Source organism: Ferriphaselus amnicola, assembly GCF_000974685.2.
Lineage (GTDB): Bacteria > Pseudomonadota > Gammaproteobacteria > Burkholderiales > Gallionellaceae > Ferriphaselus > Ferriphaselus amnicola.
Genome location: NZ_AP018738.1, coordinates 835,652 through 850,261 on the forward strand (window position 1 = coordinate 835,652; position 14,610 = coordinate 850,261).

Consider the following 14,610-nt stretch of genomic DNA (forward strand, 5'->3'; position numbering starts at 1 on the left):
AAGCTCAATGGCAATGTGATTTTTATGAAATTTCTTGCCAGAATAGATTGCGCCCAATTTACTCCAGTTAGATGCGCATCTACAAGTCCTGCACATGCGTTGCGTATAGAGTTCACTCTTCTATCTAGCGCTTGCGCAGCGGATCAAGCAAATGCGATAGCCCGTTGTGATCCAGTTCCTGCATCAGCTCCAGCAGGCGACCGATCTCGCCGGGCGGGAAGCCGGTGCGGGCGAACCAGTTGAGGTAATTGCCGGGCAGGTTGGCGATCAGTGTTCCCTTGTGTTTGCCGTAAGGCATGGCGAGGGTGACTAGGCGCTGAAGGTCTTCGGGCTGCATGCGATCAGCGACAGCTTTAGTCGTCCGACTCGATCACTTCTGCCCATAGATCGTGTTCGTCGGAATCGGTTATGCGCACGGTGGCGAATTCGCCCGGTTCCAAGTCTTGGCCGTTCTCGATATAGACCAAGCCGTCGATCTCGGGCGCATCGGCGGCGCTGCGCGCTACCGCGCCGTCTTCGTCCACCGCATCCACCAGCACGGTGATGGTCTGGCCGACCTTGCGTGCCAGCTTCTCGGCGCTGATCTCGGCTTGCAGCATCATCAGGCGGGCGAGGCGTTCTTCCTGGACTTCGGGCGGTACGTGGTCAGGCAGGTCGTTGGCAGTCGCGCCTTCTACCGGCGAATAGGCGAAGGCACCCAAGCGGTCGATCTGTGCTTCCTCGACGAAATCCAGCAGCTCTTCGAATTCCTCTTCGGTCTCGCCGGGGAAGCCGACGATGAAGGTGCTACGAATGACCAGCTCTGGGCAGATCTCGCGCCAGCGGCGGATGCGTTCCAGCACGTTGTCGGAGCTGGCCGGGCGCTTCATCAACTTGAGGATGCGCGCGTTGGCGTGTTGGAATGGGATGTCGAGGTAGGGCAGGATCTTGCCCTGCGCCATCAGCGGGATGACCTCATCCACGTGCGGGTAGGGATAGACATAGTGCAAACGCACCCAGATGCCGAGTTCGCCCAAGGCAGCAGCGAGTTCGGTCATGCGCGTCTTGAGCGGGCGACCGCCCCAGAAGCCGGTGCGGTATTTCACGTCCACGCCGTAAGCGCTGGTGTCCTGCGAGATGACCAACAATTCCTTCACACCGGACTCGGCCAGTTTCTCCGCTTCAGCCATCACATCACCCACTGGACGGCTGACCAGATCACCGCGCAGGCTAGGGATGATGCAGAAAGTACAGCGATGGTTGCAGCCTTCGGAGATCTTCAGATAGGCGTAATGGCGCGGCGTGAGGCGGATGCCCTGCGGCGGCACTAGATCGGTGTAAGGATCGTGCGGCTTGGGCAGTTGCGCATGCACCGCGTCCATCACCGCGTCGGTGGCGTGCGGGCCGGTGACGGCCAGCACCTTGGGATGCGTCTGCTGCACGATGTCGCCCTTGGCACCCAGACAGCCGGTGACGATGACCTTGCCGTTCTCGGCCAGTGCTTCGCCGATGGCATCCAGCGATTCTGCCACCGCGCTGTCGATGAAGCCGCAGGTGTTCACCACGACCACGTCGGAATCGGCGTAGCTAGGCGAGATCACGTAGCCCTCGGCGCGCAAGCGAGTGAGGATGAGTTCAGAGTCCGAGGTCGCCTTGGGGCAGCCGAGGGAGACGAAGCCGACGCGCGGGGCAGTTTTGGAAGTGCTCATGTTGGGTTCCTAGATGTGTACCACCGCGCCGACCAGCGCCACCGTGCCCACGCCCAGCGCGATCAGGATGACTTGCTGCAAGGTGTCGCGCAACTGGGTGCGTTTGTGCAGGCCGGGGATAAGGTCGGCGACGGCGACGTAGATCATGCTGGCGGCGGCCAGCGCCAGCAGCGTCGGCACCCAGCTTTGCATGGTTTGCAGAGTAAAGTAGCCTAGCATGCCGCCGACCAGCGTCGCCAAGCTGGAAATCAGATTCAACTGGAAGGCGCGCAGTTTGCTGTAACCCGAGTGCAGCAGGATGACGAAGTCGCCGACTTCCTGCGGGATCTCGTGGGCGATGATGGCCAGTGCGGTGATGATGCCCAGCTCAGTGTCGGCGAGGAAGGCGGCGGCGATGATGATGCCATCGACAAAGTTGTGGAAGGTATCGCCGACGATGATCATCGTGCCACTACGACCGTGATCGTGATTGTGCGTATGCGGCTCGTGCGCCTCGCAATGGTCATGGTGGCAATGCCGCCACAGCACCAGTTTCTCCAGCACGAAAAACAACATGATGCCCGCCAGCAAGGTCGCGCTGACGGCAGGTACGTTGGAAGTCAGCGCGATGGCTTCCGGCAGAATATCAAGGAACACCGCGCCCAACAGCGCGCCGATGGCGTAACTCACCAACGCGTTCACAAAATGGGCGCGAGCATTCAGCGCGAACACCGCCGCGCAAGCCACGCTCAACACGCCGCCGAGTAGGCTAGTGACGATGATCCAGTTCAGGACACTCATGAAGGTTCAGACAAAAGGCAGGGCGCGGATTATAACGCAGGGAGGCTCGGAAAACTTTAGCAAGAGGCTTGAGGCACGGTGCAGCGAACAGAGCACCCGAGCGAGCGGGGGCGGCGTTTCCGGTCTGGGACGTCAGTTCGCTGCCGCTAGCTGTTGCAAGGATGTCTCAAATTCGTCGATAGGCATCGGTCTGCCGAGTAGGTAGCCCTGATAGGCCATGCAGCCGTTCTGTTTGAGGAAGTGGAGTTGCTCTTCGGTTTCGACACCCTCTGCGATCACATTGAGGTTGAAGTGATTGGCTAGGCTGATGATGGTCTGCACCATGGTCGCGTCGTCGATGTTGCTGGTGATGTCACGCACGAAGCTCTGGTCGATCTTGATCTGGTCCAGCGGAAGTTGCTTGAGGTAGGACAAGGAGGAGTAGCCTGTGCCGAAATCGTCCAGCGACAGGTTGATGCCCACCGCTTTCAAAGCATGCATCTTGCCGATGACATCCGACACGTCGCTCAGGACGACGCTCTCTGTCAGCTCTAGCTTCAGTCGCGAAGGGCTGATCTGATAGCGTTCAACCATGGCTGAGACGTTCTGCACAAAATCTTGGCGTTTGAACTGCTGCGCACTGACATTGATGGCAAGGCTGAGGTCACGCGTAAGTTCGCGGGTACTCCATGCTGCCAGTTGTTTGCATGCGGTCTCCAGTACCCAGTTTCCGATCTCTAGTATCAGTGAGCTGTCTTCGGCGATCGGGATGAACTGTGCGGGTGATACCATGCCGCGTTGCGGTTGGGCCCAACGTATGAGTGCTTCTGCTCCCAATGCGCGCAGTTGGCTGTCCAGTTGTACTTGGTAATACAGTTGGAATTGTCCGTTGGGCAAGGCATGACGCAGCTCTGCCTCCAAGGCGGCACGGTTCTCGACGGCGAGTTGCATGGCGGGATCGAAGAAGCGCACGGCATTTCGGCCAGATTCCTTGGCTTGGTACATCGCCATATCCGCATGTTTGAGCAAGTCGTCAACGCTCTCCTGTTCGCCTCGATACAGGCATACGCCTATGCTGGGCGAGCTGCGATACTCCTTGTCGTTGAGGTGATAGGGGCGCGCTAATGCGAGACGGATCTTTTCGGCGATCATGGCAGCCTTTTGCAATGCATCATGGCTATCGGGGGCGATCTCTTCGATGAGGATGACGAACTCGTCCCCTCCGATGCGCGCTACCGTATCCATATCGCGCACACTGTGTTGCATACGCTTGGCCACCTCGATCAGGAACAGGTCTCCGTGGTCATGCCCCAGTGTGTCGTTCAGGATCTTGAATCGGTCCATGTCTAGGAACAATAGCGCACCGTAATGATGGTTTCTGGATGAGGCGACAAGCGACTGTTGTAGTCGCTCTAGCAGGAAGCGGCGGTTGGGGAGTTTGGTGAGCGCGTCATAGAAGGCGAGGCTGAATATCTCTTCTTCCGCCTGTTTGCGACGGGTGATGTCACTGAAGATCGCTACGAACTCGGTCGTCTCGCCGTCTCGGTTCTTCACGGCTGTGATGGTCAGCCACTTCGGGTAGATCTGCCCGTTCTTGCGTTTATCCAGTATCTCTCCACTCCAAGACCCGTTCTCTAGCAGATGTTTCCACATCTGGGCATAGAATCCGGCCTCTTCTTGACCTGAACTCAGGATGCGAGGGTTCTTGCCGAGCACTTCTTCTGCGCTATAACCGGTGATGACTTCGAAGGCATGGTTGACCCGGATGATGTCTGCATTCGCATCCGTAATCATGATGGCTTCATGCGTCTCGAAGGCGATAGCTGCGATGCGCAGCTGGCTCTCGACACGCTTGCGCTCCTCGATCTGTTGTTGCAGCCGACGATTGCTCATCCGTGTTTGCAGCTCGATCTTCTTGGCGGTCTGGACGATCAGCCACAAGGCCAAGCTGTAGCCTGCTAGCCGTTGCACATGCCAACCCCACCACGGCCAATCCCAGACGCTGGAATAGGCGAAGGTGAGTGCCGCTACGGATAGGATGATGCATTGGAACAAGAACAGCAGGTCTTCAGGTTTGGCTGAAACACGGTAGGTCTGCAGCAATTTGGCCGCAGCGGCAAGCAGTAAGAGTCCTCCTCCGATGTTCAAGGTCACAGCGGTGGTGGTGAATCTGCCTGCTTCGAGCATGTGGGGTATCTGCTCGGAGAAGAGTATCGAAAGTGCGCCAAGAACGATTGCTAACAGGATCGCGCCCAGCGGCGCATGGTGCTGTTTCGCTTGGAGTACATGGGGTGGGAGCCAGATCAGCGCAAACAGCAAACCACCGACACCGGTCGCTAGACTGTGTAGCCAAACGAACAGGTCGCCGCTCGACATCAATGCATGCAGGCTGTCTAGGCCACCCATAGCCAGCAGTGCAGCCGCGATGGGGTAGTTGAAACTGCTGCCTTTGCCGATGGTATTCAGGCGCAGTAGCAGGTACGCGACCATTGCAGCGATGACGGCTCCGGCCATCTCGATCGCGCCGTGAAAGGCGAGATTTTGCATCACTAAATGGCTACCGTAACCATCAAGTACCATGCTGAATACTTGGATCAGCAGCCCTAAAGCAAAGACCGCTGCCATCAGCATGCGCAAACGTAAGGTTTCAGAGCGTGAGGTTGACATAGGTCACCACGAGTTGGTCTTGTGAAACACTAACTGAATCGTCCTGAAAACACTATCACTTCTGATTAGGCGCATCACGGACTGTTTTGCTCGTGATGCGAGCTCTGCACTACGTTCGTGAGCAGCTGTCTCCATCATGCCATGACTGCAAAGCTCATGGCAGGTGCTTGTATAAGTCTGGTTATCTGAGCGAGGAACTCACTACGGGGAACCTCCTTGCCGCCGAGCGAGGCCAAATGCGGCGTGTTCATCTGGCAGTCGATCAGTTCGCAGCCTTGAGTTTGCAGGTGGGCGCACAGCCGAGCGAGGGCGATCTTGGAGGCATCGGGGAGGCGGCTGAACATGGATTCTCCGTAGAACATGCGACCGATGGCCATGCCGTACAGCCCGCCCACCAGTTCGCCGTCCAGCCAAGTCTCGACCGAATGCGCATAGCCTAGCCGATGAAGTTCGCCGTAAGCGGCGATCATCGCTTCGCTGATCCAAGTGCCATTTTGTCCCTCACGCGGTTCGGCGCAGGCGCGCATCACCTGCTCGAAGGCGGTGTCGAAACGAACTTCGTGGTGGCCGTTGCGTAAGGTTTTGCGCAGGGATTTTGTAAGTTTGAGCTCGGCAGGAACTAGCACCATGCGCGGATCGGGAGTCCACCACAGGATGGGTTCGCCCTCCGAAAACCACGGAAATATGCCGCGCTGGTAGGCATTGAGCAGGCGTTGCGGCGAGAGGTCAGCCCCTGCTGCGAGCAGGCCATTGGGATAGGTCAATGCCTGCTCGACGGGCGGGAAGGGGGTGTCGCGGTGCAGCAGCGGGATCATGCCGATGCGGTGAGGCTCAGGCTGGTTTGGCGTTGAGCTGTTCGGTTAACCAGCGTTCGATGTCGGTGATCTCTTGCTGGCAGACGGAGTGCGGCATGGCGTATTCGTGCCAGTCCAGCGTGCAACCATGCGCCAGTAGTCGCTCTTCAGACAGCTTGCCCAGCGCATACGGAACCACAGGATCGCTGCGACCATGCGCCATAAAGATGGGTGTGTCGTGGGCGACATCGCTGGCTTCGTTCGCTAGTGTGTCGGCCAAAGGCAGATAGGTAGAAAGCGCGAGGATGCCGCCGAGTTTTTGGGCATGGCGCAAGCCGGTATGCAGCACGATGGCACCACCTTGCGAGAATCCAGCGAGGAAGATGTGCTCGGGAGACACGCCGCGTGCGACTTCCATCGCGATCAGTTTCTCGACCTCGGCCTGCGAGGCGATGATGCCTCGGCTGTCCTGTTTGGCGCCGATATCGGTCGCCACGATGTCGTACCACGCGCGCATCATGAAGCCGCCGTTGATCGTGACCGGGCGCATCGGTGCGTGGGGGAAAATGAAGCGGACGGGAACAGGCAACTTCAGCTCGTCCACCATCGGCACAAAGTCGCTGCCATCCGCGCCCAAACCATGTAGCCAGATGAGACTGTGACGTGGCGCTTTGCCGCTGTCCAGTAGGATGTGAGTGAGTACGCTCATTCCGGCATGATCTCCTTCAACATCTGGAATATCTCGCGGTAGTTCTTGGGCGGCTTGGCCAGTTCACGTTCCTTGACGGCGTTGCGTACCAGTGTGCGCAGGCGCTGTCCGTCGGCTTGTGGATGGGTCGCCAGCAGTTCGCCCAGTGCGTCGGGCTGGTCGAGCAGACGGTCACGCCATTGTTCCAAGCGATGCAGCCACGCGACGTGTGTCGCCGATACACCGTTCCAAGCATCCAGTTTGGCGATGATGGGTTCCGGCTCGACTTCGCGCATCAAGCGTCCGATGTATTGCAACTGGCGGCGTTGTGCGCCGAACTTGTTGATCTTCTTGAGTTCCTTGATGGCGTCGAGCAAACGCTCGGGTAGGTCGAGTTCGCGCAGCTTTTCGTTCGAGAGCTCGGTGAGTCGTTCGCCCAAGTCCTGCAATTCGTGCATTTGCTGCTTGATCTTGGTCTTGCTGGGCGGTAATTCGATCTCGTCATCGAGCTCGTTGGCTTGTTCGTGGTAGTGCATGGCTTCCTGCTTCAGATTGAATGGCGTGTATGATAACGCCTTCCGAATTAACCGTTTGCCCTATCGCCGTAATGTCCACCGCCGAAACTCGCCCCGCCTCTCAAAATTCCGACCGTTTTTCTCATTCCGCTGCCACCTTGCGTCAGATCGCCGAGGACATGATCCGCTATGCGCGTGAGCGCGGAGCGACGGCCAGCGCCACCGAAGTGTCGGACGGTTTCGGGCAGGCGGTGACGGTGCGCCAGAACGAAGTCGAGACCATCGAATACACGCGCGACAAAGGTGTGGGCATCACCGTTTATCTCGGCCAGCAGCGCGGCAATGCCAGCACCTCGGACTTTTCGCCGCAGGCCTTGCGCGATACGGTGGATGCTGCGCTGAACATCGCACGCTATACCGCTGTGGATGATTGTGCCGGACTGCCGGATGCTGATCTGCTGGCGACCGAGTTTCCCGATCTCGACCTGTATCACCCGTGGGCGCTTGATGTGGAAGGTGCGATCAGCCTAGCGCAGCAATGCGAACAGGCCGCATTCGCTGCCGACCGCCGCATTCGCAATTCCGAAGGGGCGACGGTCAATGTGCACGAGTCGCAGTTCGTGTTCGCTAACAGTCTGGGCTTTGTTGGTGGATTCCCGACCTCGCGTCACAGCGTGAGTTGCGCCGTGATCGCGGGTAAGGATGACGCCATGCAGCGGGATTATTGGTACAGCGATGCACGTTGCGCGGCTGATCTACTGCCCGCTGCCGAGATCGGCCGCATCGCCGCCGCCCGCACCGTGCGCCGATTGAAATCGCGCAAGCTCGCGACCATGCAAGTGCCGGTGTTGTTCGAAGCACCGATTGCGGCCAGCTTGCTCGGTCATTTCGTCCATGCAGTCAGCGGCGGCAGCTTGTACCGCAAATCCTCGTTCTTACTCAATCAGCTCGATCAGCCAATCTTTTCGCCGCACATCCAGATCAGCGACGTGCCGGACATCCGTAAAGGGTTGGCTTCGGGGGCATTTGATGACGAGGGCGTGCGCACGCAGCGCCGCAACATTGTCGAAGACGGCGTGCTGCGCGGCTATTTCCTTGCCAGTTATTCCGCTCGCAAACTTGGCATGCAAACCACCGGCAACTCCGGCGGCACGCATAACCTCATTCTCAAGCCGGGTGATTTTGATTTTGACGGACTGCTCAAGCAGATGGGGCGCGGGCTTTTGGTCACCGAGTTGCTCGGTCAGGGCGTGAACTATGTCACCGGCGACTATTCGCGCGGCGCAGCCGGTTTTTGGGTGGAGAATGGCGAGATCCAATACCCAGTGGAAGAGATCACCATCGCCGGCAATCTCAAGGATATCTACCGCCAGATCGCCGCCGTCGGCAACGACGTGTTGATTCACGGTTCTAGGCAATGTGGTTCAATCTTGATCGAGAATATGACGGTGGCGGGCGAATAACGGGAAAACAGCGAATTGGCGCGGTTTTTGGCGTGAATTCCGCCGCATTTCTGGAGATTATTGGGTAACATTGCGGCTGTTCAGGGATTTCAAAAATATAACAATCTAGTCAGGTAGCAGGATGAAAATACACGAATATCAGGCCAAGGAGGTGCTGCGCCAGTATGGCGTGCCCACGCCGCGAGGCGTGGCGTGTTTCAGCGTGGATGAAGCCGTTGCGGCGGCGCAGTCGCTGGGCGGCAGCGTGTGGGTGGTGAAAGCTCAGATCCATGCGGGTGGTCGCGGCAAGGGCGGCGGCGTTAAGGTGGCCAAGTCGCTGGAGGCCGTGCGCGAGCATGCGCAGGCCATTCTCGGTATGCAGCTCATCACCCATCAGACCAGCCCGCAAGGTCAGGCCGTGCGTCGTCTGCTGGTGGAAGAGGGCGCGGCCATCGCGCGCGAGTTCTACCTCGGCATGGTGGTGGACCGCAGCAAGCAGCGCGTAGCGCTGATCGCCAGCTCCGAAGGCGGCATGGAGATCGAAGAAGTCGCCGCGCATTCGCCGGAGAAGATCAAGACCGAATGGATAGACCCAGTGGCTGGGCTGACTGATGTGCAGGCCGATGCGACCTCGCGCGCCATCGGACTGCCGGAAGCCGCGTTGGCCGAGGCGCGTGTTGTGTTGCAAGGCTTGTACCGCGCCTTCGTCGAGAAAGACGCGATGCTGGCCGAGATCAATCCGCTCATTCTTACCGCTGACAATCACGTGCTGGCGCTGGATGCCAAATTTAATTTCGATTCCAACGCGCTGTATCGGCATCCTGAGATCGTCGCCTTGCGCGACTTGGATGAGGAAGACCCCGCAGAGATCGAAGCCTCGAAGTTCGATCTGTCGTACATCCAGCTCGACGGCGACATCGGCTGCCTGGTCAACGGAGCCGGTCTGGCGATGGCGACCATGGACATCATCAAGCTGTACGGCGGCAATCCGGCCAACTTCCTCGATGTGGGCGGTGGAGCTACCACGGAAAAAGTCACCGAGGCGTTCAAACTGATGCTGCGCAACCCCAAGCTGAAAGCCATTCTGGTCAATATTTTCGGCGGCATCATGAAGTGCGACGTGATTGCGCAGGGCGTGGTGGCGGCAGCGCGCGAAGTGCAGCTCACCGTGCCGCTGGTGGTGCGGCTGGAGGGCACCAATGTCGAGTTGGGCAAGCAGCTTTTGGCCGACTCTGGCCTACCCATCATTTCGGCGGGGAATATGGCTGATGCGGCTGAGAAGGTCGTTGCGGCGGCGCGAGGTTAAGCATGTCGATACTTATCAATAAAGATACCAAAGTCATCACCCAAGGCATGACCGGCAAGGTCGGCCAGTTCCACACTTTCCACTGCAAGCAATACGCTAACGGCGCGAACTGCTTTGTGGCGGGGGTCAATCCCAAGAAGGCGGGCGAAGAGTTCGAGGGTATTCCGGTGTACGCCTCGGTGCTGGATGCCAAACGGGCTACGGGCGCGACGGTTTCCGTGATCTACGTGCCGCCCGGCGGCGCGGCGGCAGCCATCGACGAGGCGGTGGAGGCGGAGCTGGAGCTGGTGATCTGCATCACTGAGGGCATCCCGGTGCATGACATGATCCGCACCCGCTACAAAATGGCGGGCAAAAAGACCTTGCTGATCGGCCCGAACTGTCCCGGCATCATCACGCCGGACGAGATCAAGATCGGAATCATGCCCGGCCACATTCACAAGAAGGGACGCATCGGCGTGGTGTCGCGTTCCGGCACGCTGACCTATGAGGCGGTGGCGCAACTCACCGAGTTGGGCATGGGGCAATCGTCCTGCGTCGGCATCGGCGGCGACCCGATCAACGGCCTGAAGCACTTGGATGTGATGCGCCTGTTCAACGACGATCCCGACACCGATGCGGTGGTGATGGTGGGTGAGATCGGCGGCAGCGATGAGGAAGAGTGCGCACGCTGGATCAAGCAGCACATGACCAAACCCGTGGTCGGTTTCGTGGCTGGCATCACCGCGCCAGAAGGCAAACGCATGGGCCACGCTGGAGCGATCATCTCCGGCGGTCAGGGTGGTGCAGAAGATAAATTGGCCGTGATGGAAGAATGCGGCATTCATATCACTCGCAACCCGGCAGACATGGGGCGGGTGATGAAGAAAGTGTTGAAAGGCTGAGAAGGGATAAGGGGGAAGAGTGGTGCTGCGGAGCGCTTCACCGCGCGGTTTTACCCTTCTTCCTTGAGAGCCAAAGGCGCGTTCCCTTCCCCCTTTCCCAAGAAAGGTTTGAAATGCTGGAAATGTTAAGTTCCACCTCGTTCTGGGTGGACGTGTTCAAAATCATCATGATCGACTTGCTGTTGTCGGGCGACAACGCGGTGGTGATCGCCTTAGCCTGTCGTAATTTGCCAGAGGCGCAGCGCAAGCTGGGTGTGATGTACGGCGTGCTGGGCGCAATCTTTTTGCGGATCACGCTGACGTTCTTTGCGGTCGGCTTGCTGTCGCTGCCTTATCTTAAATTGGCGGGAGCGGCGATGCTGCTGTGGATAGGCGTGAAACTGATCCTGCCGGAAGAAGACGAGGGCGGGGATCACATCAAGGCCAACGATCAGTTGCTTGGTGCGGTGAAGACCATCATCGTGGCGGACTTTGTGATGAGTCTGGACAATGTGCTGGGCGTGGCAGCGGCGGCTAATGGCAACACGACGTTGCTGGTGTTCGGTCTGCTGATCAGCATTCCGCTGATCGCTTGGAGTAGTCAACTGGTGCTGAAGCTGATCGACCGTTTTCCGGTCATCATCTATATCGGTGGCGCTCTGCTCGGCTATGTGGCGGGTGAGATGGTGGTGAGTGATGAGACTCTGCATCCGGTGATGGAGTCGGCGGCGTGGCTGCATGTTGTGCTACCGGTGATCTGCGCTGTGCTGGTGGTGGGCTTGGGCAAATGGTTGGCGTTGCGTAAGGCAGCTTTAGCGCCGGTGGTCGATGTGCTGGACGAGCAAGTGGCGAGTTCGCCGAATCGCAAGGGTTGAGGGGATGACGATGAAGATATTGATTCCAGTAGATGGCTCGGAAGGCGCGAATCGCGCGGTGGACTATGTCATCAATAGCTTGTCTTGGCTGAAAGACGCGCCGCAAGTGTTTCTGCTCAACGTGCAATGGAAGCTGGCGACGGGCAACGTCAAACTGTTCATCAGCCAAGACACAATCAACGATTACTACCGCGAGCAAGGCATGGAGGCATTGACTCCGGCGTGCCAGAAACTGGATGGCGTTGGGTTGGCCTATAGCTACCACATCAGCGTGGGTACGCCTGCCGAAGGCATCGTCCAGTATGCGCAGGAGCAGCAGGTGGATTTGATTGTGGTTGGCGCGAGAGGGCATGAGACGCTTTCCTCGCTTTTGCTGGGAACGGTGGCAGACAAAGTGGCGAAGCTGGCGAGTGTGCCAGTTGTGCTGATCAAATAGCTTTAGGCGGAGCGGGGGAATATAGCGATGGTCGAACTTTCTTTGACGCCAGTGGGATTGCCGGGTGCCTCATCAGAGATATCTCGTGGACTACATGCGCTGTTGGCGCGCATTCAGACTGCGACGGCGGATGAGGTGGCGGGCGATATCAGTCGCGATGTCGCCGCGTTATGCAATGCCGATCGCATCACCATCTACGAGGTCAGCGAAGACAAGCTCTCGCTGGTCTCCAAGGTCAAAGTTGGGCTGAATACCTTCAAGGATTTGCGCTTGCCGATGACGCAGCAAAGCATTGCCGGATTCTGTGCGCTCAATCACAAGACTATCAACATCAATGATGTGTATGACGAGCAAGAGTTGGCACGTATCGGGTCGCAACTGCGATTCTTGCAAGATGTGGATCGTCGCACCGGCTATCGCACCAAGCAGATGTTGGTAGTGCCGGTACTCAAACCTGAGAGCGATGTGTTGGTCGGTGTGATTCAACTGATCAACAATAAGGCCGACCAGCCGTTCTCTGCCATCGTGTTGGAAACAGTGCAAGAGGTCGCCCGTGCGTTGCCGGTGGCGATGCAACAGCGGCAGACGCCGACGGCGATCAAGGGCAAGTTCGATTATCTGGTGGCCGATGCCGTTGTTTCATCGGCTGAGTTGGAGTTGGCTGCGCGGACGGCGCGGCGCAAGGGCAACGATGTCGAGGACGTGTTGCTGGATGACTTTCATGTAACAGCGGTTCAAATGGGTTCGAGTTTGTCGCGTTTCTTCAGCGTGCCTTACGAGCCGTTCCGGTTTGATCGGATCAAACCCGCTGACCTGCTTAAAAACCTGAAGCGTGAATACGTGGTGAGTAGCGGTTGGGTCCCATTGGAAGAGACGCAAGAGGGGTTGGTCGTGCTGACTCCCGATCCCGAGCGTACTCGCGCCTCGCGAGTGGCAAATGCGGTATTTCCTAAAGCCAAACTGGTTTTCAGAGTGTGTTCGCAGCGCGAGTTCCGCGCCACGCTTGATGCTTTCTTCAGCAAAGGGCTAGGGGAGTCTTCGCAAAGTTCGCACGATATGGAAGGCTCAGTGGACGATTTGCTCACTTCGCTGGGAGGGGACGACGATGAGTTAGGCGCTAATCCAGAGGACATTAGTGCGGCAGCCGACAACGAACTGGTCAAACTGGTTAACAAGATCATCGTCGATGCGTACAAGATGGGCGCGTCCGACATCCACATTGAGCCAGCGCCGGGGAAAGCCAAAACGCTGATTCGCTTCCGTAAGGATGGTTCGCTGTTGCCGTACATCGAGGTGCCCGCCTCGTATCGCAATGCGCTCATCACCCGCATCAAGATCATGTGCGATTTGGACATTTCCGAGAAGCGCAAACCGCAAGATGGCAAGATCAAGTTCAAAAAGTTTGGCCCTCTCGACATCGAGCTGCGGGTTGCGACGCTACCCTCGCAAGGCGGTGTCGAAGACATCGTGATGCGTATTCTTGCCTCGGGCGAGCCGCTGCCAGTCGAGAAGCTTGGACTTTCTCCGTACAACCTAGAGATGCTGAAGAGCGTGGTCAGCAAACCCTACGGCTTGTTCTTTGTCTGCGGCCCGACCGGTTCTGGTAAAACGACCACGCTGCACTCTATCCTGAGCTCGCTCAATAAGCCGGATACCAAGATCTGGACGGCGGAAGACCCTGTGGAAATCACCCAGAAGGGGCTGCGTCAGGTTCAGATCAACAAGAAGGCGGGGCTGGATTTCGCCACCATCATGCGCGCCTTCCTACGTGCCGACCCAGACATCATCATGGTTGGCGAAATGCGCGACAAGGAAACCGTCTCCATCGGTATCGAGGCTTCGCTTACTGGTCACTTGGTGTTTGCCACCTTGCACACAAATAGCGCGCCGGAGTCCATCACCCGTTTGCTGGATATGGGCATGGATCCATTCAACTTCGCGGATGCGCTGCTCGGTGTGTTGGCGCAGCGCCTGACTAAGCGTTTGTGCAAGGATTGCCGCAAGAGCTACATCGCGTCGGAAGATGAGATCGACTTGTTGCTAACGGAGTACTCTGATGAACTGAAGCATATCGAGCGTTGGCAAAACGACCCCGAGGCGGCGCGAGAGGCCTTACGCGCAGAATGGGCGCGTACCTTTGCTGATGCGAATGGGCAGTTCACCTTATACCAGCCGGTTGGGTGTGATAGCTGCGCTGGAACTGGCTACCGTGGCCGACTTGGTTTGCACGAATTGTTGGTGGGTACCGATGCTATGAAGAAAAACATCCAAGAGCATGCGCGAGTGGCCGAGATGATCGTCACGGCACTGGGCGAAGGGATGCGTACCTTGAAGCAAGACGGTATCGAGAAAGTGTTGCAAGGTTTCACTGATATGCATCAAGTGCGCTCAGTCTGTATCAAGTGACGAAAATTGTCAGTGCTATGCTCGGGATGGGCAGCTTCACTGATTGAAGCTGCTGAATTTGGATTCTTGAGTGTGTATATATCTCAATATAATCAAATGAATGATTATTTTTTTTAAGGTTGGCATGAAGCCTGCTTTTGTTACTCCGTGGCGGTATGACCCACTCTAAAC

General features: G+C 57.8%; 13 protein-coding genes. 6 read left to right on the top strand and 7 right to left on the bottom strand.

The features are described 5' to 3' along the window. Window positions 1-124: 124 nt before the first annotated feature. The 7 genes from OYT1_RS04020 to yjgA form a co-directional block, all read right to left on the bottom strand. A complete protein-coding gene (locus OYT1_RS04020; protein ID WP_062626868.1) occupies window positions 125-337 on the bottom strand; it encodes a DUF3820 family protein in 213 nt (70 codons plus the stop codon). Between the two features lie 16 nt (window positions 338-353). Further along, window positions 354-1,688, bottom strand: coding sequence for a 30S ribosomal protein S12 methylthiotransferase RimO (gene rimO, locus OYT1_RS04025; protein ID WP_062626869.1), 1,335 nt, complete (start codon window positions 1,686-1,688; stop codon window positions 354-356). Between the two features lie 9 nt (window positions 1,689-1,697). Next, window positions 1,698-2,468 (bottom strand): ZIP family metal transporter, encoded by a 771-nt coding sequence (locus OYT1_RS04030; RefSeq protein WP_062626870.1) that lies wholly within the window; start codon window positions 2,466-2,468, stop codon window positions 1,698-1,700. A 132-nt stretch (window positions 2,469-2,600) separates the two neighbouring features. After that, complete coding sequence (locus OYT1_RS04035; protein ID WP_084612001.1) at window positions 2,601-5,114, bottom strand: bifunctional diguanylate cyclase/phosphodiesterase; 2,514 nt, start codon at window positions 5,112-5,114, stop codon at window positions 2,601-2,603. Window positions 5,115-5,248: 134 nt separating this feature from the next. Continuing rightward, window positions 5,249-5,929 (bottom strand): leucyl/phenylalanyl-tRNA--protein transferase, encoded by a 681-nt coding sequence (aat, locus tag OYT1_RS04040; RefSeq protein WP_062626872.1) that lies wholly within the window; start codon window positions 5,927-5,929, stop codon window positions 5,249-5,251. A 16-nt stretch (window positions 5,930-5,945) separates the two neighbouring features. Continuing rightward, window positions 5,946-6,617, bottom strand: coding sequence for an alpha/beta hydrolase (locus OYT1_RS04045; protein ID WP_062626873.1), 672 nt, complete (start codon window positions 6,615-6,617; stop codon window positions 5,946-5,948). Continuing rightward, window positions 6,614-7,132, bottom strand: coding sequence for a ribosome biogenesis factor YjgA (gene yjgA, locus OYT1_RS04050; protein WP_062626874.1), 519 nt, complete (start codon window positions 7,130-7,132; stop codon window positions 6,614-6,616). Before yjgA ends, OYT1_RS04045 begins: the two co-directional genes overlap by 4 nt. A gap of 71 nt (window positions 7,133-7,203) precedes the next feature. Between yjgA and pmbA the strand changes: the two genes are divergently transcribed. The 6 genes from pmbA to OYT1_RS04080 all read left to right on the top strand — a co-directional run bounded on the left by pmbA (window position 7,204) and on the right by OYT1_RS04080 (window position 14,439). Further along, window positions 7,204-8,574, top strand: a complete 1,371-nt coding sequence (pmbA, locus tag OYT1_RS04055) for a metalloprotease PmbA (RefSeq protein ID WP_062626875.1) — start codon at window positions 7,204-7,206, stop codon at window positions 8,572-8,574. 121 nt (window positions 8,575-8,695) lie between these two features. Beyond that, complete coding sequence (sucC, locus tag OYT1_RS04060; RefSeq protein ID WP_062626876.1) at window positions 8,696-9,859, top strand: ADP-forming succinate--CoA ligase subunit beta; 1,164 nt, start codon at window positions 8,696-8,698, stop codon at window positions 9,857-9,859. A 2-nt stretch (window positions 9,860-9,861) separates the two neighbouring features. Continuing rightward, complete coding sequence (sucD, locus tag OYT1_RS04065) at window positions 9,862-10,743, top strand: succinate--CoA ligase subunit alpha (RefSeq protein ID WP_062626877.1); 882 nt, start codon at window positions 9,862-9,864, stop codon at window positions 10,741-10,743. A 113-nt stretch (window positions 10,744-10,856) separates the two neighbouring features. Beyond that, window positions 10,857-11,597, top strand: a complete 741-nt coding sequence (locus OYT1_RS04070; protein WP_062626878.1) for a TerC family protein — start codon at window positions 10,857-10,859, stop codon at window positions 11,595-11,597. Between the two features lie 10 nt (window positions 11,598-11,607). Next, on the top strand, window positions 11,608-12,033 hold the full coding sequence (locus OYT1_RS04075) for a universal stress protein (RefSeq protein ID WP_062627025.1): 426 nt from the start codon (window positions 11,608-11,610) through the stop codon (window positions 12,031-12,033). Between the two features lie 27 nt (window positions 12,034-12,060). Continuing rightward, window positions 12,061-14,439, top strand: coding sequence for a GspE/PulE family protein (locus OYT1_RS04080; RefSeq protein WP_062626879.1), 2,379 nt, complete (start codon window positions 12,061-12,063; stop codon window positions 14,437-14,439). Window positions 14,440-14,610: the final 171 nt, after the last annotated feature.

Bases quoted from the DNA above. Each gene is read 5' to 3' on its own strand.
- OYT1_RS04020 (WP_062626868.1), bottom strand. From the start codon at position 337: ATGCAGCCCGAAGACCTTCAGCGCCTAGTCACCCTCGCCATGCCTTAC.
- rimO (WP_062626869.1), bottom strand. From the start codon at position 1,688: ATGAGCACTTCCAAAACTGCCCCGCGCGTCGGCTTCGTCTCCCTCGGC.
- OYT1_RS04030 (WP_062626870.1), bottom strand. From the start codon at position 2,468: ATGAGTGTCCTGAACTGGATCATCGTCACTAGCCTACTCGGCGGCGTG.
- OYT1_RS04035 (WP_084612001.1), bottom strand. From the start codon at position 5,114: ATGTCAACCTCACGCTCTGAAACCTTACGTTTGCGCATGCTGATGGCA.
- aat (WP_062626872.1), bottom strand. From the start codon at position 5,929: ATGATCCCGCTGCTGCACCGCGACACCCCCTTCCCGCCCGTCGAGCAG.
- OYT1_RS04045 (WP_062626873.1), bottom strand. From the start codon at position 6,617: ATGAGCGTACTCACTCACATCCTACTGGACAGCGGCAAAGCGCCACGT.
- yjgA (WP_062626874.1), bottom strand. From the start codon at position 7,132: ATGCACTACCACGAACAAGCCAACGAGCTCGATGACGAGATCGAATTA.
- pmbA (WP_062626875.1), top strand. From the start codon at position 7,204: ATGTCCACCGCCGAAACTCGCCCCGCCTCTCAAAATTCCGACCGTTTT.
- sucC (WP_062626876.1), top strand. From the start codon at position 8,696: ATGAAAATACACGAATATCAGGCCAAGGAGGTGCTGCGCCAGTATGGC.
- sucD (WP_062626877.1), top strand. From the start codon at position 9,862: ATGTCGATACTTATCAATAAAGATACCAAAGTCATCACCCAAGGCATG.
- OYT1_RS04070 (WP_062626878.1), top strand. From the start codon at position 10,857: ATGCTGGAAATGTTAAGTTCCACCTCGTTCTGGGTGGACGTGTTCAAA.
- OYT1_RS04075 (WP_062627025.1), top strand. From the start codon at position 11,608: ATGAAGATATTGATTCCAGTAGATGGCTCGGAAGGCGCGAATCGCGCG.
- OYT1_RS04080 (WP_062626879.1), top strand. From the start codon at position 12,061: ATGGTCGAACTTTCTTTGACGCCAGTGGGATTGCCGGGTGCCTCATCA.